Origin of the sequence: Winogradskyella sp. HB-48, assembly GCF_049942685.1 — a bacterium.
Taxonomy (GTDB): Bacteria; Bacteroidota; Bacteroidia; order Flavobacteriales; family Flavobacteriaceae; genus Winogradskyella.
Genome location: NZ_CP187934.1, coordinates 455,700 through 481,142 on the forward strand (window position 1 = coordinate 455,700; position 25,443 = coordinate 481,142).

The 25,443-nt window shown below is 33.4% G+C and carries 24 protein-coding genes; 15 read left to right on the forward strand and 9 right to left on the reverse strand.

Annotated elements, in window-relative coordinates:
- Nucleotides 1-42 precede the first annotated feature (42 nt).
- The 3 genes from ACPX19_RS02190 to xrtF are packed head-to-tail and all read right to left on the reverse strand — an operon-like array spanning nt 43 to nt 1,478.
- On the reverse strand, nt 43-456 hold the full coding sequence (locus tag ACPX19_RS02190; protein WP_426431183.1) for an HYC_CC_PP family protein: 414 nt from the start codon (nt 454-456) through the stop codon (nt 43-45).
- 49 nt (nt 457-505) lie between these two features.
- Nucleotides 506-934: an exosortase F system-associated membrane protein gene (locus ACPX19_RS02195; protein WP_426431185.1), complete on the reverse strand. Its 429-nt coding sequence runs from the start codon at nt 932-934 to the stop codon at nt 506-508.
- Nucleotides 927-1,478 (reverse strand): exosortase family protein XrtF, encoded by a 552-nt coding sequence (gene xrtF / locus ACPX19_RS02200; RefSeq protein WP_426431187.1) that lies wholly within the window; start codon nt 1,476-1,478, stop codon nt 927-929. The genes ACPX19_RS02195 and xrtF overlap by 8 nt, the downstream gene beginning before the upstream one ends.
- 91 nt (nt 1,479-1,569) lie before the next feature.
- On the opposite strand from xrtF, the gene ACPX19_RS02205 reads away from it, so the two are divergent.
- On the forward strand, nt 1,570-2,025 hold the full coding sequence (locus tag ACPX19_RS02205) for a GAF domain-containing protein (protein ID WP_426431189.1): 456 nt from the start codon (nt 1,570-1,572) through the stop codon (nt 2,023-2,025).
- 28 nt (nt 2,026-2,053) lie between these two features.
- Here ACPX19_RS02205 and ACPX19_RS02210 read toward each other — a convergent pair whose 3' ends face one another.
- On the reverse strand, nt 2,054-3,307 hold the full coding sequence (locus ACPX19_RS02210) for an ABC transporter permease (RefSeq protein ID WP_426431191.1): 1,254 nt from the start codon (nt 3,305-3,307) through the stop codon (nt 2,054-2,056).
- 143 nt (nt 3,308-3,450) lie between these two features.
- Here ACPX19_RS02210 and purH point away from each other — a divergent pair, with 143 nt between their 5' ends.
- The 5 genes from purH to rodA all read left to right on the forward strand — a co-directional run bounded on the left by purH (nt 3,451) and on the right by rodA (nt 10,666).
- Nucleotides 3,451-4,980, forward strand: coding sequence for a bifunctional phosphoribosylaminoimidazolecarboxamide formyltransferase/IMP cyclohydrolase (gene purH, locus ACPX19_RS02215; RefSeq protein WP_426431193.1), 1,530 nt, complete (start codon nt 3,451-3,453; stop codon nt 4,978-4,980).
- A gap of 111 nt (nt 4,981-5,091) precedes the next feature.
- Complete coding sequence (locus ACPX19_RS02220; RefSeq protein WP_426431195.1) at nt 5,092-6,120, forward strand: rod shape-determining protein; 1,029 nt, start codon at nt 5,092-5,094, stop codon at nt 6,118-6,120.
- An 11-nt stretch (nt 6,121-6,131) separates the two neighbouring features.
- A complete protein-coding gene (mreC, locus tag ACPX19_RS02225; protein ID WP_426431197.1) occupies nt 6,132-6,953 on the forward strand; it encodes a rod shape-determining protein MreC in 822 nt (273 codons plus the stop codon).
- 495 nt (nt 6,954-7,448) lie between these two features.
- Nucleotides 7,449-9,368: a penicillin-binding protein 2 gene (gene mrdA / locus ACPX19_RS02230; RefSeq protein WP_426431199.1), complete on the forward strand. Its 1,920-nt coding sequence runs from the start codon at nt 7,449-7,451 to the stop codon at nt 9,366-9,368.
- A 17-nt stretch (nt 9,369-9,385) separates the two neighbouring features.
- Nucleotides 9,386-10,666 (forward strand): rod shape-determining protein RodA, encoded by a 1,281-nt coding sequence (gene rodA, locus ACPX19_RS02235; RefSeq protein ID WP_426431201.1) that lies wholly within the window; start codon nt 9,386-9,388, stop codon nt 10,664-10,666.
- 251 nt (nt 10,667-10,917) lie between these two features.
- On the opposite strand, the gene ACPX19_RS02240 is transcribed toward rodA, so the two are convergent.
- Nucleotides 10,918-12,357 carry an NADP-dependent isocitrate dehydrogenase gene (locus tag ACPX19_RS02240; RefSeq protein WP_426431203.1) on the reverse strand — a complete coding sequence of 480 codons (1,440 nt, stop codon included), beginning with the start codon at nt 12,355-12,357 and terminating at the stop codon, nt 10,918-10,920.
- Nucleotides 12,358-12,534: 177 nt separating this feature from the next.
- Entirely contained in the window at nt 12,535-15,168 is a 2,634-nt protein-coding gene (locus tag ACPX19_RS02245; protein WP_426431205.1) for a valine--tRNA ligase, read from the reverse strand.
- A 188-nt stretch (nt 15,169-15,356) separates the two neighbouring features.
- Between ACPX19_RS02245 and ACPX19_RS02250 the strand changes: the two genes are divergently transcribed.
- Nucleotides 15,357-15,785: a DUF1573 domain-containing protein gene (locus ACPX19_RS02250; protein WP_426432416.1), complete on the forward strand. Its 429-nt coding sequence runs from the start codon at nt 15,357-15,359 to the stop codon at nt 15,783-15,785.
- A 29-nt stretch (nt 15,786-15,814) separates the two neighbouring features.
- Here ACPX19_RS02250 and ACPX19_RS02255 read toward each other — a convergent pair whose 3' ends face one another.
- Nucleotides 15,815-17,170: an aspartyl protease family protein gene (locus ACPX19_RS02255; protein WP_426431207.1), complete on the reverse strand. Its 1,356-nt coding sequence runs from the start codon at nt 17,168-17,170 to the stop codon at nt 15,815-15,817.
- Nucleotides 17,171-17,283: 113 nt separating this feature from the next.
- On the opposite strand from ACPX19_RS02255, the gene ACPX19_RS02260 reads away from it, so the two are divergent.
- The 4 genes from ACPX19_RS02260 (at nt 17,284) to ACPX19_RS02275 (ending at nt 21,018) form a co-directional block, all read left to right on the forward strand.
- The gene (locus ACPX19_RS02260; RefSeq protein ID WP_426431209.1) at nt 17,284-18,474 is read left to right on the forward strand and encodes a pyridoxal phosphate-dependent aminotransferase; all 1,191 of its coding nucleotides are present in this window, start codon (nt 17,284-17,286) and stop codon (nt 18,472-18,474) included.
- Nucleotides 18,474-19,487 carry a UDP-N-acetylmuramate dehydrogenase gene (gene murB / locus ACPX19_RS02265; protein ID WP_426431211.1) on the forward strand — a complete coding sequence of 338 codons (1,014 nt, stop codon included), beginning with the start codon at nt 18,474-18,476 and terminating at the stop codon, nt 19,485-19,487. Before ACPX19_RS02260 ends, murB begins: the two co-directional genes overlap by 1 nt.
- A gap of 194 nt (nt 19,488-19,681) precedes the next feature.
- Nucleotides 19,682-20,218: an RNA polymerase sigma factor gene (locus ACPX19_RS02270; protein ID WP_426431213.1), complete on the forward strand. Its 537-nt coding sequence runs from the start codon at nt 19,682-19,684 to the stop codon at nt 20,216-20,218.
- An 8-nt stretch (nt 20,219-20,226) separates the two neighbouring features.
- Nucleotides 20,227-21,018, forward strand: coding sequence for an RNA polymerase subunit sigma-70 (locus tag ACPX19_RS02275; protein ID WP_426431215.1), 792 nt, complete (start codon nt 20,227-20,229; stop codon nt 21,016-21,018).
- Nucleotides 21,019-21,082: 64 nt separating this feature from the next.
- Here the strand turns inward: ACPX19_RS02275 and aqpZ are convergent, their stop codons facing one another.
- Nucleotides 21,083-21,769 carry an aquaporin Z gene (gene aqpZ / locus ACPX19_RS02280; RefSeq protein ID WP_426431217.1) on the reverse strand — a complete coding sequence of 229 codons (687 nt, stop codon included), beginning with the start codon at nt 21,767-21,769 and terminating at the stop codon, nt 21,083-21,085.
- Between the two features lie 128 nt (nt 21,770-21,897).
- Between aqpZ and ACPX19_RS02285 the strand changes: the two genes are divergently transcribed.
- The 4 genes from ACPX19_RS02285 to ACPX19_RS02300 are packed head-to-tail and all read left to right on the forward strand — an operon-like array spanning nt 21,898 to nt 25,000.
- Entirely contained in the window at nt 21,898-22,101 is a 204-nt protein-coding gene (locus ACPX19_RS02285; RefSeq protein WP_426431219.1) for a membrane or secreted protein, read from the forward strand.
- Between the two features lie 6 nt (nt 22,102-22,107).
- Nucleotides 22,108-23,220: a glycosyltransferase gene (locus ACPX19_RS02290; RefSeq protein WP_426431220.1), complete on the forward strand. Its 1,113-nt coding sequence runs from the start codon at nt 22,108-22,110 to the stop codon at nt 23,218-23,220.
- The gene (locus tag ACPX19_RS02295) at nt 23,211-23,756 is read left to right on the forward strand and encodes an RNA polymerase sigma factor (protein ID WP_426431222.1); all 546 of its coding nucleotides are present in this window, start codon (nt 23,211-23,213) and stop codon (nt 23,754-23,756) included. Before ACPX19_RS02290 ends, ACPX19_RS02295 begins: the two co-directional genes overlap by 10 nt.
- Nucleotides 23,756-25,000: an Nramp family divalent metal transporter gene (locus tag ACPX19_RS02300; RefSeq protein WP_426431223.1), complete on the forward strand. Its 1,245-nt coding sequence runs from the start codon at nt 23,756-23,758 to the stop codon at nt 24,998-25,000. The genes ACPX19_RS02295 and ACPX19_RS02300 overlap by 1 nt, the downstream gene beginning before the upstream one ends.
- Here the strand turns inward: ACPX19_RS02300 and ACPX19_RS02305 are convergent.
- The gene (locus tag ACPX19_RS02305) at nt 24,986-25,438 is read right to left on the reverse strand and encodes a Na(+)-translocating NADH-quinone reductase subunit F (protein WP_426431225.1); all 453 of its coding nucleotides are present in this window, start codon (nt 25,436-25,438) and stop codon (nt 24,986-24,988) included. The genes ACPX19_RS02300 and ACPX19_RS02305 overlap by 15 nt on opposite strands.
- Between the last annotated feature and the right edge of the window lie 5 nt (nt 25,439-25,443).

Consider the following 25,443-nt stretch of genomic DNA (forward strand, 5'->3'; position numbering starts at 1 on the left):
AGTATTCTCAGAGAATACAAAATCTTGAAAATTTTAAATCATCTAAATAAGGTAAGTTTCGTCCAAAACGTGTATGTCTTTCACTATTTCGGGGGGTGAATAATCTCTGTTTGGTATTGTTTCCTTAGGTAAACTTTCAAACAGGTTGATATAACTAAACTGAAAAGCAACAAGTATTTGCTTCTGTATGCTTGGTAAATCATCAAATGAATTTGTTTTTAATTCATCCTGCCCTTTGATGATTTGTGTTTCATCTTTACAACAAGACTTTTTTGTGATTTCTGACTGATTCATACCTTGCATCTCCTCACCACATTTTTTTGCTTTGGTAAAAATAGCAACGTCTACTAAGGTATCTCCACAGAAATGTTTTTCTATAGCCAAAGAAAGCGTAGAAAATAGCACTAAAAAAGATAGTACTACAGCAATGGTTCTATTAAAAAATGAAGATTTCACGTTGCAAAGTTACAAAATTGACACAAACAGAATTGATTTTATAAAATCCTTAACGATTAAGCTTATAATAATAGAATGCTGGTAATAGTAGAATTAAACCTATTGGTTGAATTAGAAATCGTCTTATATTGAAGAATAAATAGTAGTCTTCTTGCCTTGGGTTGATAACAAAATATATAAAAGGAATCAGCAATAGTACATAAGCAATAGCATACAACAAAACCGAAAATTTTATCATCACTTTATCATTAAAAATGAAGTAAAGGATTCCTAATGATGCTAAAGTATTGAGTAAATATCTTAGACTAGTAAAAAATACCAGCTTAGCAACTTCTCGTCTTGGATTATCCATATAGAGATAGTCATTTTCAAAAAAGGTGAGATATGGATCATAGAATAAATCATCCTCAAAACCTCTAATTGCCACCAAGACAAGCAATAATAGAACAGCTAATATGTATCGCGTAAGTTTAGGCATTTGCTTTTACCCTTTTAGAAAATCGATTGACCCAAAACATCCAAAGCAAAAACACAGTCCCGTAAATCAACAATGGAAAAATAACATTATGTAAGACCTCTTTCCGCCAAGGATAATGGTACAAGCCTGCCGATAAAATAACAATTCGTATTAGGTTAAAGGCATAAATAATTACACTACCAGCAAAACAATAAAAAAATGTTGTTTTGGTCTTCCCTGCAAAAGCAACAATAAACGATAGAAACAAAATAATAATACTCACTGCATTACAACCTTCTATTACTCTAGCTACAAATTTTCCGTTAATAATCACCTTCATAGAAGGTTCGTTGGGATGTGGTATAACTTTAGCCTCATAACCAACACTATTCAGCAAGGAATTTGTTTGTCTAGCTACCAAGTTGGTCATATAATCTGGATAGTATTTAGAACCATCGGATAGTTTTAAATACACATTGTAACCAATGGTCAACACACCGTAAACCATTAAAAAAGTGATAATGAACCTTATAACGAGTTTGTATTTTGTTAAGAGTTCTCTCAAATAAAATTTGTTGTTAGTGTGCTGTTAAATTTATGAAAACCCTAATTTAAAATTCAACCTTTTAGATATTTTTACCAAAAATTTGCAACTCATGACTTTTGAAATCTTAAAACCCGAAATAAAATCGATTGTATCTAATACAGATAATACAATAGACGAGCGTCTTTTAAAAATTTGTGAACTTCTTGAAGCTAATGTAACCTATTACAATTGGGTTGGTTTCTATTTTAAAAACGGTGATAAAAACGAGTTAAAACTTGGGCCATACGTTGGAGAACCAACAGACCATACAATTATTCCATTCGGAAAAGGGATTTGTGGACAAGTAGCCGTGAGTAACAAAAACTTTGTAGTGCCGGATGTCTCCGCACAAGACAATTACATTGCCTGTAGCATCACAGTAAAGGCAGAAATTGTAATCCCAATTTTTGTAAATGGCGAAAACATTGGACAAATAGATATAGATTCCAACACCCCAGATCCTTTTACCGAAGCTGATGAACGTTTTTTAGAATTTGTTTGTGCGGAAGTTGCAAGTTTACTTTAATGAATACTACTAACAACTAACTAAAATACTACATCCCAGTTCTAATAGCCTCAACAGGATCTAGTCGAGATGCTGAAATTGCCGGTATTACGCCAGATATCAATCCTATAAATGTAGAAAGTGCAAAACCAAGGAACATATTGCCGAAAGAGAGCACAAACTTAAAGTCCTCACCTACTACACCGTTCATTATCAATGACGTAATGTAAACGAAGAAAAGACCAATTAAGCCACCTACAACCGCTAAAATTACAGCTTCAAACAAAAACTGGAATAAGATAAAACGATTCTTAGCTCCTAATGATTTCTGAATACCAATAAGATTAGTACGCTCTTTTACACTCACAAACATAATATTGGCAATACCGAAACCGCCAACTAAAAGTGAAAATCCACTTATTACCCAACCAACAAGGTTAAGTGTTCCAATAATAGCGTCTACAAAAGATACTAAACCAGATAACTTATTAATAAAAAAGTCGTCATCTTCATCAGCTTTAAGTCCTCTGTAGGCTCTAAACTTTTGTTTTAAAACACTTTCAAAAGCGCCCATATCTACACCCGATTTAGGTTTTATAACTATAGCGCCTGGTAAACCATCCACTCCTCCGTTTCTAAATTGTCTAACAAAATTTGCTGGAACGTAGGCCTTTCCATCAGGTGAGTCTCCTAAACCAGATCCATATTTTTTTAATACACCAATGACAGTTAATTTTCTACCGTAAACACGAACAACCTTACCGATAGGATTAGACTGATCAAATAAGTTTTCAGCCAATTCAGAACCTATAACAATTACTGAGGCGCCAGTATCAGATTCTAATTCTGAATAAAACCTACCTTTATCTATTTTTAAATCTTCTATTGCATAAATACCATGGGATATTGGTGTTACTTCCACATTTGTGATTGTCTCTGCTTGATATCTAATAGTTTCTGTTCCACCAAAAATAACATATGCCGACTCTTCAATATCTGGCACATTACGCCTCACAAATTCATAATCATCATACTCAGTTTGAGGAAAATTATCACGTTTCCATCTTGGCACTTCAGTAGGACCAAAGGAATATTTGGTAAGGTACATGGTGTTTTTATCTAAACCTGACAGGTTTTCCTTGATATTTTTGTCTAACGAATCTACAGCGGCTAAAACGGCAATAATGGAGAAGATACCAACAGTAACGCCTAAAAGTGATAAAAAAGTACGTAACTTATTATTTCTGAGCGCGTTCAATGCAAACGAGAAGCTCTCTTTAAATACTCTTAAATAGACAAGCATATGTTGGTTGTTTTAAAACAATTTAAAGATAGGACGTTTTCAACAATTTATTGTTACAAAAAACTTAAAGAAACTCATATAACCACAAAGATAATCGTATTGTTTATTTTATTTTTGCAGCATCAAAATCACAACACAACATTATGAGCAACAAAACCATATCCTCAGCGTTAATTTCGGTATTTAGTAAAGATGGATTAGAACCAATCGTAAAAAAACTAAACGACCTTAACGTTACCATTTATTCTACTGGCGGAACAGAAAAATTCATCAAAGATTTGGGCATTAACGTTGTACCTGTAGAAGATGTTACATCTTACCCTTCAATTTTAGGTGGTCGTGTTAAAACCTTACATCCAAAAGTTTTCGGTGGCATTTTAAATCGTCAAAACCATGAAGGTGATGTTGCCGAACTGGCAGAATTTGAAATTCCGCAAATAGATTTGGTTATTGTTGATTTATATCCTTTTGAAAAAACTGTTGCTTCTGGTGCTAACAATCAAGACATTATTGAAAAAATTGATATCGGAGGTATTTCACTCATAAGAGCGGCTGCAAAAAACTACGCAGATGTAACTTGTGTATCTTCAGTAGATGATTATGCTGAATTTTTAGAACTACTTGAAACTAAAAATGGCGAAACTTCGGAAGAAGATCGTAAACGTTTTGCTGCTAAAGCTTTCAATGTTTCATCGCATTACGATACTGCAATCTTCAACTATTTTAATAAAAATCATGAAGAGGCTGCTTTAAAAATTAGTGAAACAAAAGGTAAGGTACTACGCTATGGAGAAAACCCACACCAAAAAGGATTTTTCTTCGGTGATTTTGATGCTATGTTTACCAAACTTCACGGTAAAGAATTGAGCTATAACAACTTGTTAGATGTTGATGCTGCTGTAAATTTAATTTTAGAGTTTAAAGGAGAAGACCCAACTTTCGCCATTTTAAAACACAATAATGCATGTGGTTTTGCTCAAAGAGACACAATTCACCAAGCTTATGTAGATGCTCTGGCTGGTGATCCTGTTTCTGCTTTTGGCGGTATTTTAATTAGTAATTATGATATTGACAAAGTTACTGCTGAAGAAATTCATAATTTATTCTGTGAGGTTGTAATTGCACCTTCATTTAGTGATGAAGCATTAGAAATCTTAAAAGGAAAGAAAAATAGAATTCTTTTAGTGCTGAATGACATAGAACTTCCTAAAACTACCGTAAGAACTTGTCTAAATGGTATATTGGTTCAAGACAAAGACAATAAAACGGATTCCATTGAAGATTTAAAAACCGTAACTAAAACAGCACCTACCCAACAAGAAATTGAGGATTTAATCTTTGCTTCAAAATTATGCAAACACACAAAATCCAATACTATTGTATTAGCTAAAAACAAACAACTTTGTGCAAGTGGGACAGGACAAACAAGTCGTGTAGATGCCTTAAACCAAGCCATACACAAAGCAAAGTCTTTTAACTTTGATTTAGAAGGGGCTGTAATGGCAAGTGATGCATTCTTTCCTTTTCCTGATTGTGTAGAGATTGCTGACAAAGCAGGCATAAAAGCTGTAATACAGCCTGGTGGTTCTATAAAAGACGAATTAAGTATCAATTATTGTAATGAAAATGATGTAGCTATGGTCTTTACGGGTACACGTCATTTTAAGCATTAAAAAATATATTTAGAAAAACATCTATAATCGCAGAAATAACGTATAATTTATTACATTTACGCATAGTCATTAACTTTGACGAGAATAACCCAAATAATATTATAAACGCACATGGGATTTTTTGATTTCCTAACGGAAGAAATAGCCATAGATTTAGGAACCGCAAACACACTAATCATACACAATGACAAGGTTGTTGTGGACAACCCTTCTATTGTTGCAAGAGACCGTATTAGTAATAAAATAATTGCTGTTGGCAAAGAAGCTAACATGATGCAAGGTAAAACGCACGAGAACATCAAAACCATTAGACCATTGAAAGATGGTGTGATTGCAGATTTTGATGCCTCTGAGCAGATGATAAGTATGTTTATAAAGAACATACCTGCTCTAAAGAAAAAGTTTTTTAACCCTGCATTAAGGATGGTGGTTTGTATTCCTTCAGGCATTACTGAGGTTGAAATGCGAGCTGTAAAAGAATCTTGTGAGCGTGTTAATGGTAAAGAGGTTTATCTTATTCACGAGCCAATGGCTGCTGCTATCGGTATTGGTGTAGATATTATGCAGCCTAAAGGAAATATGATTGTAGATATAGGTGGTGGTACTACCGAAATTGCAGTTATAGCGCTTGGAGGTATTGTTTGTGACAAATCCGTTAAAGTTGCTGGTGATGTTTTCACTAACGATATCATTTACTACATGCGTACACAACACAACTTATATGTTGGTGACAGAACTGCTGAAAAAATAAAAATACAGATTGGTGCTGCAACTGAAGATTTAGAATTACCGCCAGAAGATATGAGTGTTCAAGGACGTGACTTACTAACTGGTAAGCCTAAGCAAGTTCAAATTTCATATAGAGAAATTGCCAAAGCATTAGATAAATCTATCTTAAGAATCGAAGATTCTGTGATGGAAACCTTATCTCAAACTCCACCAGAATTAGCAGCCGACATCTATAACACAGGTATTTATCTAGCTGGTGGTGGATCTATGTTACGTGGATTAGACAAGCGTTTATCTCAAAAAACAGATTTGCCAGTTTATATTGCGGAAGATCCTTTAAGAGCAGTAGTAAGAGGTACAGGCATTGTACTTAAAAACTTACCAAAATATAAAAGCGTATTGATAAAATAAAAGGCTAATAAATGCAACAAATCATCAATTTTGTTATTAGAAACAAAACCTTTCTGTTGTTTTTATTCCTTTTTAGTGTTGGTTTAGCGCTTACTATTCAATCACACTCTTATCACAGAAGTAAATTTATAAATTCCGCAAATGCTTTGTCTGGTGGCATCTATGGCACTGTAAATTCAATTGATAAGTATTTCGATTTAGAACAAGAAAATGAAATTCTTGCTGAAGAGAATAAGCGCTTAAGGGAACAACTTCTAAATGCTGTTAACCTTGAAAATAGTGTGGTTACAGACACTTCAATTTCAAAAGAAAACTACAGAATAACAACAGCAGAGGTTTATAAAAATAGTTATTCTTTAACAAATAATTACCTAACCATAAATAAAGGGAAAAACGATAGCATTAAACAAGACTTTGGTGTTATATCATCTAAAGGAATTGTTGGTATCATTGATAATACGTCAAAAAACTATGCAACCGTACTCTCAATACTAAGCAAGAGAAGTAAAATAAATGCTCAACTAAAAAACTCGAATCATATTGGCTCACTTATATGGAATGGTAAGACGCCTGAGTTTGTTCAACTTATCGATGTATCTAAATTTGCACCTGTTAAAGCTGGAGACACTATTGTTACAGGTGGGCAATCTTCAATTTTTCCAAAAGGAATCAATATAGGAAGTATTGAGAGTTTTGAAACTGATATCAGTGGAGATACATACGCTATACAGGTAAAATTGTTCAACGATATGACAAATATCGGAACAATTTACATTCTAGAAAACCGAGACAGAAATGAAATTCTAAACTTACAAAGCGATAGTAATGAATAGTGCTCTTGGTATAAATAGTATTCGTTTTATCCTATTGCTTCTAGTACAGGTTATTGTATGTAGTCACATAAATTTTTTGGGATACATTAACCCTTATATTTATATCGTTTTCATATTTCTATTTCCAATTAGAGAAGAGCGATTGATTTTACTTGTTACAAGTTTCTTATTAGGCATGTTGGTGGATATGTTTTTAGATTCTGGGGGTGTTCATGCTGCAGCTTCGGTAGTGTTAGCTTATGCAAGACCTGTATTTTTAAAAACCTCCTTTGGTATGCTATATGAGCATCAAAGTATCAAATTTAGTAATACAGAATTGGGTAGTCTAATTACATACATCACTTTAGGGACTTTAATACATCACCTTATTCTATTTTCACTAGAAGTTTTTAATATATCTAGCATACTTTTAATCTTGAAAAAAACGTTATTCTCTAGTATTTTTACCATAATACTTTGTGTCCTGATTATAATTCTATTTAGTCGAAACAAAAAATGAGAAAACTTTTACTCTTAACTACTGTTATACTTGTTGGTCTTGTTTTTATAGCACGTCTGTTCTATCTACAAGTCTATGGAGGTTATGAGTATGATATTTTTGAAGATACAGCCATAAACAAGGAGTACACCTACCCAAAACGTGGCTACGTATATGATAGAAATGGCAAGTTACTTGTTGCCAATCAACCTTCATATGATGTCATGGTTATTCCTAGAGAGGTAGAGCCTATGGACTCATTAGAGCTCATTGAGTTTTGTAATCTGTTAAAGATTACAAAAGAGGATTATGATAAAAAGTTACAACGCGCCAAAAATTATTCTCCAAGATTACCATCTCCATTTGTTCCTCAGCTATCTAAGTCTGATTATGCTGTACTACAGGAAAAAATGAGAAAATATGTTGGCTTTTACATTCAAAAACGTTCTTTAAGATCCTACCAAACCAATATTGGTGCTAATGTTTTGGGTGATATAGGTGAGGTTAATAGAAGTATTATTGAAAAACAACCTTACTACAAACTAGGAGATTTGATTGGCAAGCAAGGTGTTGAACAATCTTATGAAGAAATTCTTAGAGGTACAAAAGGAATAAGATTTATTCAAAAGGATAGATTCAATAAAAATATTGGTCCTTTTAAAGAAGGAGCACTAGATACACTACCTGTTCCTGGTAAGGATATCACCATTACTATAGATTCAGAATTACAAGCTTATGGCGAACTTTTAATGAAACACAAACGTGGTGGTATTGTTGCAATTGAACCTAGTAGTGGTGAAATATTAGCTATGGTTACTGGCCCTAGTTATAACCCAAATATTCTAGTTGGTAGAAATCGTTCTGAAAACTACAGCAAATTACATTACGATACTATTGCAAAACCATTATTTGATAGAGGTTTGTTAGCACAATATCCTCCTGGATCACCTTTTAAGGTTATGAATGCATTAATAGGTTTACAAGAGGGTGTCGTAGACGAGCATGATACCTTTACCTGTAGAATGGGATACTACTATGGTGGTAGGCGTTTAACTGGCTGTCATCACCACAGAAGCCCAGTTGATATGAATATGGGTATTGCACAATCGTGCAACGCTTATTTTATAAATGTCTACAGACGTATTATCGATAAATATGATGATCCCGGTGATGGTATGAACAAATGGGCCAATCATGCAAGAAGTTTTGGTTTAGGAGGTTTTCTTAATAATGATTTATCCGTTGGTCGTCCCGGAAGAATTCCAGATGGAGATTATTACGATAAAGCCTATGGTGATAATCGTTGGGGCTCAACTTATATTGTTTCTAATGCTATTGGTCAAGGTGAGGTTGAAGCTACGCCTATTCAATTGGCTAACATGGCAGCTGCTATAGGAAATCGTGGATATTATTACACACCACATATTATAAAAAATATTGAAGGTGATACTATTCCATCAAAATTCACCACACCAAAATACACTACTATTGACAGAAAACATTTTGAGCCTGTAATACAAGGCATGTTTGATGTATATAATGACGGTACCGCAAAATCTCTAAGAGTGGAAGGTATTGAAATTTGCGGAAAAACAGGTACAGCAGAAAACTTTGCTATTATTGATGGCAAAAAAACACAGCTAACCGATCATTCTATTTTTGTAGCTTTTGCACCTAAAGACAACCCTAAAATAGCCATAGCTGTTTTTGTTGAAAATGGATATTGGGGAAGCCGTTTCGCAGGACGTATGGCAAGTTTAATGATAGAAAAATACATTAAAGGACAGATTACAAGAACAGATTTAGAAAGCTGGATTCTAACCCATAGTCTTGAAGACGAATATGCTAAACCGCAATCTGGTGAACCATTTAAAATTAATGGTGAGACAACACTTCAAGTTATAGATAATTATGCCATAAAACCCGAAGAAGATTGAAATTAAAACAATAATTAATGCTAAGAGAAAATCAAAGACGTTTTAAGTTCGATTGGATTACCATTATACTTTTCCTTTTATTAGTAGGATTTGGTTACGTCAATATTTTATCGGCATCTCATGATGGCGAAGTCACAAGCTATCTTAATATGTCTGAACTTTATGGTAAACAGCTTGTCTTCATTGGCTTAACTTTTGTAATCATTATTCTAATTTTATCTCTTGAAGCTAAGTTTTATGAACGTTTTTCTAGTATCATCTACTTGGTTGCCATTTTATCATTAATAGGTTTATTTGTTTTTGGGAAAGATGTTAATGGAGCACGCTCATGGTATGGTATTGGTAGCATGACAATCCAACCAAGTGAGTTTGCAAAATTTGCAACGGCTTTAGCAGTGGCAAAATACATAAGCGATTTGCAGACCAATATGAAGACATTAAAAGATCAAATTCGTGTTGCCGCAATCATATTCATACCTGCCATATTAATACTACTACAAAATGATGCAGGAAGCACAATAGTATATTTAGCCTTTTTCTTTGTATTCTACAGGGAAGGATTACAACAAGTTTATTTAATTGTGGCTCTTTCACTTATTATTTTAGCTGTGCTTTCCTTAAAATTTGGCATAACCATTACAGCAATCGTTACGGCACTAGCTCTAACAATACGCTTTTTTGTTAGAAAAAAGAAGCGTGCTTCAAAACTTCAATATGTGCTTGTGCTATTTATAGCTATAGGTTATGCCTACGGAGTAAAACTATTTTACGACCATGGACTAAAGACACACCAGCAGAATAGAATTAGCCTTTGGTTGCGATTAGAAAAAGATCCAGTAAAACTAGAAAGAATGCGTAAAGCCGAAGCCTATAATCTTATTCAATCAGAAGAAGCTATAAGCTCAGGTGGGTTAACTGGAAAAGGGTTTCTAGAAGGCACGAGAACAACAGGAAAGTTTGTTCCAGAACAGGAAACAGATTATATTTTTAGTACTGTAGGCGAAGAATGGGGTTTTCTTGGTAGTAGTGCAGTTGTATTTTTATTTGTTTTTCTTATTGTTAGAGTTTTGTACTTAGCCGAAGCTCAAAAATCACAGTTTAGTCGTGTATATGGCTATGGTGTTGCTTCGATTTTATTTATCCACTTTACCATAAATATTGGTATGGTTATGGGCTTAATACCTACTGTTGGTATTCCTCTTCCTTTTTTTAGTTACGGTGGTTCAGGGCTTTGGGGATTTACTATCTTGTTGTTTATTTTTATTAAGCTTGACAGCAACAAGATTAACGAGTGGTAAAAAAGACACCTAGTAAAGGTAAATGACAATAGTACTAACTAACTTTTACTCTTAATTTTCTGTGATTTAAGCACAACTATCCACAGATGCTGTTTAATTAGTACGCAACAACCTATGAAAAAATTTACCAATATTCATCTACCTATTACTGGTGTCCTTAACTTTTGTTTACATCCTGGTAGCAACTAATAAACAATACTACTAATCTAACTAACTCGTTTTGTGTACCATGATGTAAAACAAACCTCAACTTATTGCCCTTGACCTAAAGAGTAACCCCTTACTCCATCAAACGTATATAAGTTTTCTGTTTTAATGGCATCTATGCCGTTTTGTAAAGCTGCGTTTAACACCTCTACTACTTTTTCTTTAGACAATTCTTTCCCTCCTTCTTTAGAAGTATATCTGCATCTCCAATGATCTGTACAAAACGTTTCATCAAACCCATTTGGCCAAACTTTTATACCTCTGTTGGTAATCATAGATAACTCTAAAGCATCGTTATTTAACTTTTGAAGTTCTTCAGCGAGTATGTTAGCATCATAACCATTCCAGTCTACAAAAAGATCTACTCCTACTATCTTTTTATTGCGAGACGGTTTTCTTTGATATTTTGGTAATATTAGTGGTGTATTGTCTTTAAAAGAAACCTCTGGTAATTGTTTTGGTTTATTACCCAAATTAGAAATCACGGCTTCTGCAAATGCTTTTGTCCCAACACGTTCAGTACTCATTATCGGATCATAAATATCGTTGGTGTGTACACCATCTTCTATGGTTCTTAACCATGCATTTTGTATTTTCTCTGCTACCACATTTTGACCTACATGGTTTAGCATCATTACTGCTGCATTGATTAAACCAGATGGGTTGGCAACATTTTTTCCTGCAATATCAGGTGCCGAACCATGTATCGCTTCAAACATGGCACATTCTTGGCCTATATTTGCTGAACCAGCTAAACCAACAGAACCTGTAATCTGAGCCGCTATGTCTGACACTACATCACCATATAAATTTGGCATTACAATAACATCGAATTCTTCTGGGGAATCCGCTAATAAAGCAGAGCCTATGTCTACAATCCAATGTTCATTTTCAATTTCTGGATAACGCGCTGCAACCTCATCGAAGACTTGATGAAACAAACCATCTGTCTGCTTCATAATATTATCTTTTGTAAAACAGGTTACTTTTTTTCTGCCGTATTTCTTTGCGTACTCAAATGCGTAGGTTACGATTTTTTCGCAACCAGGGCGGCTTATTAACTTAAGACACTGTACTACCTCGTCGGTTTGTTGATGCTCTATACCTGCGTATAAATCTTCTTCGTTTTCTCTAATGATAACAACATCCATTTCTGGGTGTTTTGTAGTTACAAATGGATGTAGACTTCGACACGGTCTTACATTAGAATATAGCCCTAAAGTCTTACGCATGGTTACATTTAGACTTTTATAACCTCCGCCTTGAGGAGTCGTTATTGGTGCTTTTAGAAGAATTTTGTTTCTTCTTATGGTTTCCCATGCTTCATTAGAAATACCTGTTGAGTTGCCAGATAAGTAAACTTTTTCTCCAACTTCGATTTCTTCGAAGGTTATATCTGCCCCTGCAGCAGAGAGTATGTTTAATGTGGCGTCCATGATTTCTGGACCTATACCATCTCCCTTAGCTAACGATACTTTTATCATAATTGCGTTTAGTTATTATTATAACACAAAGATGATATTCATTTTTTATATATTTTTATATATGTTTTATATATTATACATAAATAATATTTATATAATAGCTCACAAAAAAGACCTACACTAGAAAAACTGTTATTCTGCAACTATAGGTCTTTAATGATTTTTAAGAAAATTTAACTATTTAAGACTTTCTAAACTAGCCTTAATAGTTTCAATCTTAGCTAAAGCATCTGCTTCCTTTTTCTTCTCTGAAGCCACAACTTGCTCAGGAGCGTTGTTAACAAAACGCTCGTTAGATAATTTCTTTTGAACGGATTTCAAAAACCCTTCCGTATAATTTAATTCTTCAGTTAGCTTTTTAATTTCGGCATCTACATCGATACTACCTTCCATCGGAATAAAATACTCGTTAGACTTTACCCTAAAAGGTAAAGCGCCATCTACAGATTCACTAACATAATCGAAACTACTTAAATTACCCATTTTTGCAATAACCTCATCAAAAGTAGGAGCTATATTTTCGTTATTTACAATTGAGAATCCAATAGCATCCTTAAAGGCAATATTCTTTTGTTTTCTAATGTTTCTTATACCAGAAATCACTTCAGAAGCAAAATCAAACTCTGAAATCAAAGTCTCATTAATTTCCTTTTTTTCAGGCCATTTTGATATGATGAGTGCTTCTTCAGGAGTTCTTTGCTGAATGAGTTGCCAAACCTCTTCGGTTAAAAATGGCATAAACGGATGAAGAATCTTTAAGTTGTTTTCAAACAATTCTATTGCCGATTTTAAGGTATGAATATCTACTGGCTTTTGGTATTCTGGTTTTATCATTTCTAAAAACCATCCACAAAAATCATCATAAATAAGTTTATACATTGCCATTAGAGCGTCACTTAGACGATACTTGCTAAAGTGATCTTCTATTTCAGTCAATACTTTTTGGAATTTAGACTCAAACCATTCTACTGCAATCTTATTTGAGTTTGGTTGCTCAATCGATGTATCAATATCCCAACCTTTAACTAGTCTGAAGGCATTCCATATCTTATTGGCAAACTGCTTTCCTTGCTGGCATAAATCCTCATCAAACATTAAGTCATTACCAGCCGCAGAACTCAACAACAGACCAACTCTTACTCCATCAGCACCATATTCTTCAATAAGTTTTAGGGCATCTGGTGAATTGCCTAATTGTTTAGACATTTTTCTTCTTTGTTTATCCCTTACCAATCCTGTTAGGTAAACATTTTCAAATGGTCTTTGACCTTTATACTCATAACCCGCAATAATCATACGCGCTACCCAGAAGAATAAAATATCCGGACCAGTTACCAAATCGTTGGTAGGATAGTAATACTTTATGTCTTTATTTTCAGGATTTCTTATACCATCAAAAACACTGATTGGCCATAACCAAGAAGAAAACCATGTGTCTAGTGCGTCAGTTTCCTGACGCAAGTCTTTAGTTGTTAGTTGTAAGTTGTTAGTCTTTTCTTGTGCGAGATTAACAGCTTGCTCAAGTGTTTCTGCAACTACAAAGTCTTCCTTGCCGTCTCCATAATAATAGGCTGGAATTTGTTGTCCCCAAAGTAACTGACGAGAGATATTCCAATCACGGATATTTTCCATCCAATGACGATAGGTGTTTTCAAATTTCTTTGGAAACAATTTTACTTCACCATTTGTAAGAACAGCATCTAAAGCAGGCTTTGCCAACTCTTCCATTTTTAAGAACCACTGATCGCTTAATCGAGGTTCGATAATCGCTTTTGTACGCTCTGATATACCAACACGATTGGTGTAATCTTCAATCTTTTCAATCTGTCCTAAAGACTCTAATTCTGCAACTATTGATTTACGAACAGCAAATCGATCTTGACCTTCGTAATGCATGCCATAACTATTCAACGTAGCATCTTTGTTGAAGATATCTATAACTTCTAAATTATGTTTGTCTCCTAACACTTTATCATTTTCATCGTGAGCAGGTGTTACTTTTAAGCAACCCGTTCCAAATTCTATATCTACGTAGTCATCTTCAATGATTGGAATAACTCGGTTGCAAATAGGTACAATTGCTTTTTTACCTTTAAGATTTTGATGTCTTGGATCTTCTGGATTGATACAAATTGCTGAATCGCCTAATATAGTTTCAGGACGTGTTGTAGCGATGGTTAAGTTTTCATCAGAACCTTCTATTTTATACTTTACATAATAAAGCTTTCCTTGCTTTTCAACATACTCTACTTCTTCATCAGACAAGGTAGTCTTAGCTTCAGGGTCCCAGTTTACCATTCGGTAACCGCGATAAATCAAGCCTTTATTGTACAAATCAACAAACACTTTTATTACGGCTTCTGACATATCGTCATCCATCGTAAACTTGGTTCTATCCCAATCGCATGAACAGCCTAATTTTTTAAGTTGTTCTAAGATAACTCCACCATATTCGTGTGTCCATTCCCAAGCGTGTTTTAGGAATTCATCTCTAGTTAAATCATTCTTATCAATACCTTCCGCTTTTAACTTGGCAACAACCTTAGCTTCCGTTGCGATAGAAGCATGGTCTGTTCCTGGCACCCAACAGGCATTTTTACCCAATAAACGTGCTCGACGAATTAACACATCTTGAATCGTGTTATTCAACATATGACCCATGTGTAAAACTCCAGTAACATTTGGTGGTGGAATTACGATGGTATATGGTTCTCTTTCATCTGGTTCTGAATGAAAATAGTTGTGTTTCATCCAGTAGTCATACCACTTATTTTCTACTGAAGACGCATTATATTGTGAAGGGATACTCATCTTTTGGAATAGTTTTTGCTAAATAACTGACAAAAGTACTTATAATTCTTTTTTGTGAAAATTATTAGACTGTTTTAATATGTATATCGAAGTCAAATTTTGTTAAATAGCATGTATTACATCTAATTAATTTTGAGGAGAGTAAAAAAGTAAGTAGTTTTGATAGTATCAATTTAAAAATTTAAATGATGAAAAATTTAATAGCAATTCTATTTGTAGGTTTAATAAGTTTTGGATCTTTTGCTCAGGAAAAGAAAGTAGCTAAGATAGAGTTTAAGACCACAGTTATTGATTACGGAACGATTGAAAAAGGTTCTGATGGTGTTAGAACATTTGAATTTACCAACACAGGAAATGCGCCTTTGGTAATCTCTAATGTAAAGTCTACTTGTGGGTGTACAGTACCAAAAAAGCCAAAAGACCCTATAATGCCTGGTGAGACTGGTGAAATTGAAGTAAAATACGACACTAATAGAGTTAACCCAATTAGAAAAACTATTACCGTTTTTTCTAATGCCGAAACTCCAACAGTTGCACTAAAAATTAAAGGTTTAGTTATAGATCCTGATAAAACAAGTGTTTTAGAGAAGAAAGAAAAAAGTATGATTGAGCAATAAACTCAGTTATGTATAAATTTTATGAGCTCTCAATTTGAGGGCTCATCCTTTTTAAAGGCATTATCTAACTTAAACCTAAATGTTTTCACCTCTCCATAACGCTCAACTTTTAGCCTTATTGGTTTTCCTGTTTTGCCAAACAAGATTTCATTTATTTGGCTCAGTTTCATATTAAAAACTTCCTTTCCATTAATACCTAATAAAATATCACCTACTCTAAGACCAGATGTATATGCGTTAGAAGATCTGCGTAATTCTACTATTCTATACATTGGTTTCAATATCATTCTATGACTAATTGAGAGGTCAATTTTCACAGAACTTAAGTTATCATTAACACTATAACCATCGGTTTTAGGCAGTTTTATCTGCTCTTTTGCAAACATAGTTCCATTGTACTCTAATACTATTCCACTATTGTTATATGTAAAGGGGTTTTTATAATGGTGATTCTTTTTTAAATGCAATTTCTTATTGGTATAATCAATAAATAAATTGAACCGTTTTAAAACATCTCCACCAATACTACCATTTCTATCTTTATAAACTTTACTAACATCTATAGATAAAGAATCAGGATACGCAACATTCACATTTTCTAGAGTAAAATTATTTAATCGAAAACTCTTTACCTTAGATCTTTTTCCATAAACCGAACCGCTTAATCCTTTACCAAGATAATCTGTAAAAAAAAGTGAATCACTAAGCATTATATCTTTTGTTCTATTTTCAAATAACCATAAAGCATCACTACTTCCTGTATCCATGAGCAGTTTCACTTCTTTAGAACCAGTCCCCAAGATAATTTCAGCGTCTAAATACGGTTTATTTTTATGGATTTCTATCGGAATAGATTGCCATTGCTTTGATATTTTAGGTTTAAAAGATTCAGGCTTATGCAACCTTATATATTTAGAACTGTAATTAATTTCTACAACAAAATCTTTAAATATATCATACCCAATAATTCCATGTACAACTACGCCCAATCGAGGGGTGAAATTTATGTCTGTATCAAAAACCACATATAAATCTTGATTATTCCCTATTGCATCTCCAATCTTAAATCTGTTGTAGCTAGACTTTATGGCTTCTATCTTTCCATCAGCACCTAAACCATGAAGATAGAAGGTTTTTGTATTTTTTAAATCGAGTGAATCATTTGCTGTTAAATTGAATAATATAGGTTTACTAACACCCGTATCTAAAACAAAAGATAATTCAACTCCATTAATTTCAATCGGAATAATAATTAAGTTAGCCGCAAACTCAAAATTAATTTTCTGGCTTACTTTATCTTTTAAATAAAATTCACCTTGCCCAATTATTAGCCAACTATTTAAGAATAATGAGAGTAAAATTATATGTGCGCAAAGTCTTTTCAATATTGATTAGATTTTAATGAATTTACAAATCTTTGCTTAACTACATATTTTCAGTATTATTTTTTGTAGAAACTTTAAGAAATTTCGGAACTTAGCACTTTAATTTTTTTACCATGCCTAAAATTTCTGAGAAAGGTATTAATATGCCTGAGTCACCTATTAGAAAATTGGTGCCATATGCTGAAGAAGCTCATAAACAAGGAAAAACTGTATACTACTTAAACATAGGACAACCAGATATTAAAACCCCTACTATTGCCTTAGATGCAGTAAAAGTACACTCATTGGATATCTTAGCGTATTCAAGATCTGAAGGATCTGAAGAATACAGAAAGAAAATCGCAAAATACTATTTACGTAACAATATTGATGTCACACACAATGACATCATTGTAACAACTGGTGGTAGTGAAGCATTATTATTTGCTTTTGGTAGTATTATGGATGAGGATGATGAAATAATAATCCCTGAACCTTTTTATGCCAACTACAATGGTTTTTCAACCGCATCAAGCGTTAGAGTTGTTCCTGTAATTTCTAAGATAGAAGATAACTTTGCTTTACCTCCTATTGAAGAATTCGAAAAACTAATCACACCAAAAACCAAGGCTATTCTTATTTGTAATCCAGGTAACCCAACAGGATATCTTTATTGTAAAGAAGAGATTAGTAAATTAGCTGCTATTGTCAAAAAACACGATTTATTCTTGATTGCAGATGAAGTTTACAGAGAATTTGTGTACGATGGCATTGAACATTATTCAATTCTTCAGGAACCAGGATTGGAAGAGCACGCTATTGTCATAGATTCCGTTTCTAAACGCTACAGTATGTGTGGTGCGCGTATTGGTTATTTGGTTTCAAAAAATAAAGAAGTTATAAAAACTGCCTTAAAATTTGCACAAGCAAGGTTAAGTCCGCCAACATTAGCACAAATTGCCAGCGAAGCGGCTCTAGACACTCCTCAAAGTTATTTTGATGATGTTAAGGAAGAGTATGTAAAGCGAAGAAACACATTGATTGAAGGCTTACAAAAAATTCCTGGTGTAAAAGTAGCCAAACCAAACGGTGCCTTTTATTGTATAGCGGAACTACCTGTTAAAAACTCAGATGATTTTGCACGCTGGTTATTAGAATCCTTTGAATACAACAATAACACAGTCATGGTAGCTCCTGCAGCAGGTTTTTATTCAACACCTGGTGTTGGGCGCAATCAAATTAGAATTGCTTATGTTTTAAATGAAAACAGTCTCAAAATAGCTATTAAAGTATTAGAAGAAGCCTTAAAAGTTTACAAAGACTAATGGTTATTGAACATAATGTTTCGCTACAACCTTTTAATACCTTTGGCCTAAATGCTAAAGCAAAGTCGTATTGCAATATTACTGATGAAACTGTCCTTACCGAAGTTTTAAAAACCAAAAAAAATCAACCTTTATTTATTCTTGGTGGTGGAAGCAATATGTTGCTTACCAAAGACATTGAAGCCTTGGTACTTCATATTAGCTTAAGGGGAATTGAAGTAGTTAATCAAACAAATAACACTGTTCTTGTTAAAGCCAAGGCTGGTGAAAATTGGCATCAGTTTGTGCTATGGTGTTTGGAACATAACTATGGTGGTATTGAAAATTTATCACTAATTCCTGGTAATGTAGGCACTTCACCAATCCAAAATATTGGAGCCTATGGTAAAGAACTCAAGGATGTTTTTGAAAGTTGTGAAGCTATTAGTGTTAAAGACCAAGAAAAGAGAATTTTTACAAAATCAGATTGCAAATTTGGCTATAGAGAATCCGTTTTTAAGCAAGAGCTAAAAGATGAATATATAATAACTAGCGTTACATTCAAACTAACAAAATCAAATCATATTCTTCACACGGATTATGGCGCCATTAAACAGCAACTAGAAGCGTTTAATATTACAGAACCAACCATCAAAGATGTATCTAATGCCGTAATAGCCATTAGGCAAAGCAAATTACCAGATCCAAAAGAAATTGGTAACAGTGGTAGTTTCTTTAAGAATCCTGTGATTTCAATGAATCAGTTTAAAAAACTACAAGCCAATTTCCCAGAAGTACCATCCTATAAAGTTTCTGATGATTTGGTAAAAGTACCTGCTGGATGGCTTATAGAACAAGCTGGTTTTAAAGGCAAACGATTTAATGATTATGGTGTACACAATAAACAAGCCCTTGTTTTAGTTAATTATGGCAATGCCAAAGGGAGCGATATTTATAAGTTAGCACAATTAATTCAAATAACCATTAAAAGAATTTTTGATATATCAATTGAAACCGAAGTAAACATCATATAAAACAAAAGTCGTAATGAGGATTACGACTTTTGAATTTAGAATAATCTTATGAATATGTTATTAACCAATCTCTCTGAAAAAATGATTATTCTAACTTTATAATGCTAAATACTTTTTTACTGTATTTAACTATATTTACGTAAATAAATCCATTTTGGATCATTTAAAAATCTAAAAACCAAGGTTTTAACATTTTGAGCGTTACACCAACCGAACAGAAAATAATCGATTTATTAGACAAAGGCGACAAGCGTGCGTTAGATTTGTTGTACGAAAACTATTCTAACAGTCTCTATGGTGTTATTTTAAAAATAACCATAAACGAAGAGGTTGCTCAAGATGCTTTACAAGAAACCTTTATAAAAGTTTGGAAAAATGCCCATAAATATGATTCTAGCAAAGCCAAACTATTTACTTGGTTATTTAGAATTGCCAGAAATACAGCTATAGATAAATTACGTAGCTTCAATAATAGATATCAGAAAGAAATCCAAATCGATACCTCAAACGTATATATCTTACCATCAAGCAATTTAAACCAAGATGTTTTGGATATTAAAGAGCAAGTTGGACGACTCGAAGAAAAGTATCAAATTGTGTTAGATGCCCTATTTTTTCAAGGCATGACGCAACAGGAAGCCAGTGAAGAACTAGATATTCCGCTAGGTACCATAAAATCGAGATTAAAAATTGGACTTCGTGAACTTAAAAAAGTTTATGATCCTGAATAACTTTAATTATGGAAACAAAATTACATACCTTTTTAAATTCTAACCTGCTAAATAAATACTTGGTGGGCGAAGCGTCTTTAGAAGAAACTAAAGAAGTAGAATTTTTTATTAGTAATTATCCTGAAGCAGCTCAGGCCTATGAAAAGCTTCAGAAAAATTTAGAGATAATTGCTAAAGCTGGTGCTGTTGACGTTCCTAATCATATTTTAGGAAACATATTAGAAGCTTTGGATGAAAACAATCATACCAAAGTAATTCAATTAGTTCAGCATAGAAAAACACCTTGGTACAGTATAGCGGCAACTGCTGCTGCTGTATTATTTGCTACATTTTCTTTATTCCTTTACCAAAAAAATCAAATCCTATTAGACGAGAACAATGTTGTAATAGATGAGATTTACGACCTAAGGAGTGATATAAAGAAGAATAATACCATGCTATCAGAGCTATCAATAGAATTAAATAAATTAAACGACCCAGATGCCAGAAAATACATCATTAATGGCAATGATAGAGCTAAAGACCTTAAAACGGTAGCCTATATAAACCCTGTAGAAAAAACATCAATGATAGATGTTATTAAATTACCAGAGTTACCTGAAGATCAACATTATCAAATATGGGCAGAGTTACAAGATAGAATGGTTAACTTAGGCATATTAGATGAATCTGACCGTAAGTTAATGCAAATTCCATACATGGAAGATGCGTTAGCACTAAGCATTAAAATTGGTAGAGACGGTGACGAAACCAACGAAAACAATACTGAGGTTGCTGAAATTTCGTTAAAAGACAACTAATTGCACGTTTATAATAAAAAAAGAGGCGCAGTTTACGCCTCTTTTTTTGTTCATACGTTTAACACTATTCTTTTTCAAAGAATGTTTTATGTATTATACCACCAATAATAGCACCTACTATTGGAGCAACCCAAAACAACCATACCTGAGACAGATATGCTCCCTCGGCAAAGATTGCTTGGCTTAACGATCTAGCTGGATTTACGGATGTGTTGGTTATTGGAATACTAATAAGATGAATTAAGGTTAAGGCTAAACCAATAGCAATTGGTGCAAAACCCTTAGGAGCTCTTGCATTAGTGCTTCCTAAAATAACCAATAAGAAAAATGCTGTTAAAACCACTTCTACAACCAATGCAGACATCATATTGTAACCATCAGGAGATAGCTCGCCATAACCATTAGCAGCAAAACCACCTACAGTTTCAAAACCAGATTTACCTGAAACAATTAAGTAAAGTGACGATGCTGCTACAATAGCGCCAACAACCTGTGCTAAAATGTAGCCTAGTAAATCTTTAGCTTCAAACTTACCACCAGCCCAAAGACCAAGAGACACGGCAGGATTAAAGTGACCTCCAGATATATGCCCAACAGCATATGCCATAGTTAAAACCGTTAGACCAAAGGCTAATGATACGCCTACAAATCCAATCCCTAAATCTGGTATTCCAGCAGCAAAAATAGCGCTACCACAACCACCAAATACGAGCCAAAATGTTCCGAAAAATTCTGCAAATAGTTTTTTCATAATTGATAATTAATTAGTTAGAAATAAATTTAAACATTTTTTAGATACAAGAACAAGATATTAAGTCACAATAAGAGATTTACACAAATAAATGTAAAAGCATTATCTTTGCACTAAATTCTAAGTAAATGAAATTATTACTCCTCACTTTAGGAATGTTAGCTTTGGCTGTTGCCGGAATTGCAATAAAAATATGGGCAAAAAAAGACGGTAAATTTGCTGGTACTTGTGCCAGTCAAAACCCAATGCTAAACAAAGAAGGAGAAGCATGTGGTTTTTGCGGAAAAACACCAGATCAATTCAAAGACTGTAACGAACCTCAACATTCTTAAGTTTTAATGAGCTTTTCTTTAGTACTATTTATAACTTTTATAGTTATTGTTAGTATTCAAGCTATTTACTATTTAGCTTTTCTTTTTTCATTTTCAATAAACCGCACAGAAACCAAGCTTAAAAAGCATATACCTCTTTCTGTAATTATCTGTGCAAAAAATGAAGCTAAAAACCTTAAAAAAAATCTTCCAACAATTCTAGAACAAGAATATTCAAACTTTGAAGTTGTTTTAATCAATGATGGCTCTACCGATAAAACTCTGAAAGTTATGAAGGAATTTGAAGCCTTACATAACAATATCAAAATAGTAGATGTCAAAACTAATGAAGCCTTTTGGGGAAACAAAAAATACGCATTAACACTTGGGATAAAAGCTTCTAAAAACGATTTTCTTGTTTTTACTGATGCCGATTGTAAACCCAACTCTAATAAATGGCTGGCCGAAATAAGTAGTAAATTTTCTAATCAAAAAGCTATTGTTTTAGGTTATGGTGCTTATTCCAAAAAGAAGTTTTCTCTATTAAACAAGCTTGTAAGATTTGAGACTATTATTACTGCCTTACAATACTTTTCATATGCTAAATTAGGACTTCCATACATGGGTGTTGGCAGAAATATGGCCTATAGAAAGGAATTATTTTTTAATAACAATGGCTTTAATAGTCATATGGCTCTAAAGTCTGGTGATGATGATTTGTTTATAAATGAAGTAGGAGATAGTACAAACACTGAAATCTGTTTTACAAAGGAAAGTTTTACCATTTCAGAACCTAAAACTTCCTTTAAAGACTGGATATTGCAAAAGCGAAGACACGTAAGTACTGCCAAATTCTATAAAACAAAACATAAAATCCTTTTGGTTTTATTCTATATATCTCAGCTTTTATTTTGGATTTTAGGAATAACACTTGTAATTATTGGCTACAATATACAATGGGTGCTGGCACTTATTGTATTACGCTTTGCAATTCAACTTTTATGCTTTGGTTTCACCGCTAAAAAACTAGATGATGCTAATCTCATCACTTTTGCGCCTTTTCTAGAATTATTTTTAGTTACCACACAATTAAGTATCTTTATTGCTAATCTTATATCTATACCTAAACATTGGAAATAACAGACGCAATTAACAGAGCCAAACAAAATGACCAGATTGCGTTTAATTTTTTACTAGATACATTCTGGAACGACGTATATTCTTTTCAGCTTATGCGAACACAAAACGAAAATGATGCTGAAGACATTACCATTCAGACATTTTCTAAAGCTTTTGATAAGATTGTTACTTATGATGAAAATTATAAGTTCAAAACATGGCTCATTACCATTTCAAAAAACATTCATATAGATTTGGTAAGAAAACAGAAAAAGGCTATTCAGAATACATCAAAAGACAATGAGGATAATTATTTAGATATTATAGATGACTCCCCAACTCCAGAAGATAAAATCATCACAGAACAGAATCTTGCTAAATTACTTAGAGATATTAAAAAGCTGAAACCTAATTATCAAGAAGTAATTAACTTAAGATACTTTCAAGAGTTGAGCTATAAAGAAATTTCAGAAGAACTTAATGAACCTATTAACAATGTTAAGGTAAAACTATTGAGAGCTAAAAAGCTACTAGCCGCCATTATTACTAAAACATAATGCTGTCTCACATAAAAAAATTAGGACCCGGTTTACTCTTTGCTGGTGCAGCAATTGGTGTTTCGCACTTGGTACAATCTACAAGGGCTGGTGCTGATTTTGGTTTAGGATTATTATGGGCTTTACTACTAGTTCATTTGTTTAAATATCCTTTTTTTCAATTTGGCCCTAGATATGCAGCAGCCACAGGTGAAAGTTTGTTAGATGGTTATTACAAGTTGGGCAAGCCAATTTTAATAGCCTATTTCATTTTAACTTTTGCCACCATGTTTACAATTCAAGCAGCTGTAACTATAGTAACAGCTGGCTTGGCCAATTCGCTCTTTGGTGACATCTCCTTTTTAAATTTTGGGATTGAAAGCATAAGTAGTGTAGAAATATGGACAATCATATTACTCTTTATATGTCTTCTTATTCTATTAATTGGAAAATACAACACCTTAGACAAGCTTATAAAAGTGATCATAATTACACTTACCATTAGCACTTTGGTTGCTGTTTATTTTGCTTATACTGAATTTGACACAACTGTAAATTTCAATCAAGTACTACCAAATAACAAAATCGAAATTGCCTTTTTAATTGCCTTTATGGGTTGGATGCCTGCGCCTTTGGATATTTCTGTCTGGCATTCTATTTGGGCGTTAGAGAAGCAAAAAGATAAAGGCTCGTTTACCCCAAAAAATGCTTTATTAGATTTCAACGTAGGCTTTTTTGGAGCCATTCTTTTGGGTATCGCTTTTGTCTGCTTAGGCTATTTTATAATGTACGATTCGGGAAATAGTTTCAGTAACAAAGCCGATGTGTTTTCTAATCAACTCATCGAACTATATACTAAAAGTTTAGGTGATTGGGCTAAAATTCTTATTGGCATTGCTGCTTTTACCACAATGTTCAGCACTACCATTACCACGTTAGATGCTTCACCAAGAGCTATGAACAAAAGTCTAGAAATACTTAGAAATAAAACCTATAAAAAAGGTTATCTCAATTGGATACTAGTTTTGACCCTTGGTACAATAATTATCTTTATAGCCCTAGCTTCTGAGATGGGATTACTCATTAAAGTGGCTACTATTCTATCTTTTGTAACCGCTCCATTCTATGCCATTATAAATTATAAACTGCTTTGTAGTAAACACACACCAAAAGACTGGAAACCAAGTTTAAGCATGCATATTCTGTCCTGTCTGGGGGTTGCTTTTTTAATAGGATTTAGTATTTGGTATTTAAGCACTTTGTAGATTGAATTTATCTTTGATTTCATAATCAAAAAGAAAACTGCAATCCATAATGTTTTTAATGCCATCCAACTCGCATAACGTCGCAACCACATGGCTTAACCCATTAAATAAAATGTCCTGATTTTTATAAAAATCCGGTTTATGGCAAAAGGTCTTACCTAAACGGTAACCACACCCTTCTAAAAATGAGGCTTCAATCTTAAGTAATTCTGTTGGTGAATAGCCATTAAAACGTCTTCCTAAATTTTGATGTACTAAGCCGACATAATTAAGTTTTGTAGAACCATGTACATTAGTCATATGTTTCCAACTATCGTTATTATCTAGAATGTTACCTACGGCACATTGCTTACAATCTTCAGGATTTAGTGTGTTATTATGAAAGGCTTTATAAAGTTTTTTTAAAGCCTCGTCAAATCTTTTACTTATAGTATTCATGGACT

Excerpts from the sequence above, each read along its gene's own strand:
- ACPX19_RS02240 (WP_426431203.1), bottom strand. The coding sequence starts at position 12,357 with ATGATAAAAGTATCGTTAGCTAAGGGAGATGGTATAGGTCCAGAAATC.
- ACPX19_RS02300 (WP_426431223.1), top strand. The coding sequence starts at position 23,756 with ATGCTGTCTCACATAAAAAAATTAGGACCCGGTTTACTCTTTGCTGGT.
- ACPX19_RS02285 (WP_426431219.1), top strand. The coding sequence starts at position 21,898 with ATGAAATTATTACTCCTCACTTTAGGAATGTTAGCTTTGGCTGTTGCC.
- mrdA (WP_426431199.1), top strand. The coding sequence starts at position 7,449 with ATGAGAAAACTTTTACTCTTAACTACTGTTATACTTGTTGGTCTTGTT.
- rodA (WP_426431201.1), top strand. The coding sequence starts at position 9,386 with ATGCTAAGAGAAAATCAAAGACGTTTTAAGTTCGATTGGATTACCATT.
- ACPX19_RS02245 (WP_426431205.1), bottom strand. The coding sequence starts at position 15,168 with ATGAGTATCCCTTCACAATATAATGCGTCTTCAGTAGAAAATAAGTGG.
- ACPX19_RS02250 (WP_426432416.1), top strand. The coding sequence starts at position 15,357 with ATGAAAAATTTAATAGCAATTCTATTTGTAGGTTTAATAAGTTTTGGA.
- aqpZ (WP_426431217.1), bottom strand. The coding sequence starts at position 21,769 with ATGAAAAAACTATTTGCAGAATTTTTCGGAACATTTTGGCTCGTATTT.
- ACPX19_RS02290 (WP_426431220.1), top strand. The coding sequence starts at position 22,108 with ATGAGCTTTTCTTTAGTACTATTTATAACTTTTATAGTTATTGTTAGT.
- ACPX19_RS02305 (WP_426431225.1), bottom strand. The coding sequence starts at position 25,438 with ATGAATACTATAAGTAAAAGATTTGACGAGGCTTTAAAAAAACTTTAT.
- murB (WP_426431211.1), top strand. The coding sequence starts at position 18,474 with ATGGTTATTGAACATAATGTTTCGCTACAACCTTTTAATACCTTTGGC.
- mreC (WP_426431197.1), top strand. The coding sequence starts at position 6,132 with ATGCAACAAATCATCAATTTTGTTATTAGAAACAAAACCTTTCTGTTG.
- ACPX19_RS02220 (WP_426431195.1), top strand. The coding sequence starts at position 5,092 with ATGGGATTTTTTGATTTCCTAACGGAAGAAATAGCCATAGATTTAGGA.
- purH (WP_426431193.1), top strand. The coding sequence starts at position 3,451 with ATGAGCAACAAAACCATATCCTCAGCGTTAATTTCGGTATTTAGTAAA.
- ACPX19_RS02275 (WP_426431215.1), top strand. The coding sequence starts at position 20,227 with ATGGAAACAAAATTACATACCTTTTTAAATTCTAACCTGCTAAATAAA.
- ACPX19_RS02260 (WP_426431209.1), top strand. The coding sequence starts at position 17,284 with ATGCCTAAAATTTCTGAGAAAGGTATTAATATGCCTGAGTCACCTATT.
- ACPX19_RS02195 (WP_426431185.1), bottom strand. The coding sequence starts at position 934 with ATGCCTAAACTTACGCGATACATATTAGCTGTTCTATTATTGCTTGTC.
- ACPX19_RS02210 (WP_426431191.1), bottom strand. The coding sequence starts at position 3,307 with ATGCTTGTCTATTTAAGAGTATTTAAAGAGAGCTTCTCGTTTGCATTG.
- ACPX19_RS02205 (WP_426431189.1), top strand. The coding sequence starts at position 1,570 with ATGACTTTTGAAATCTTAAAACCCGAAATAAAATCGATTGTATCTAAT.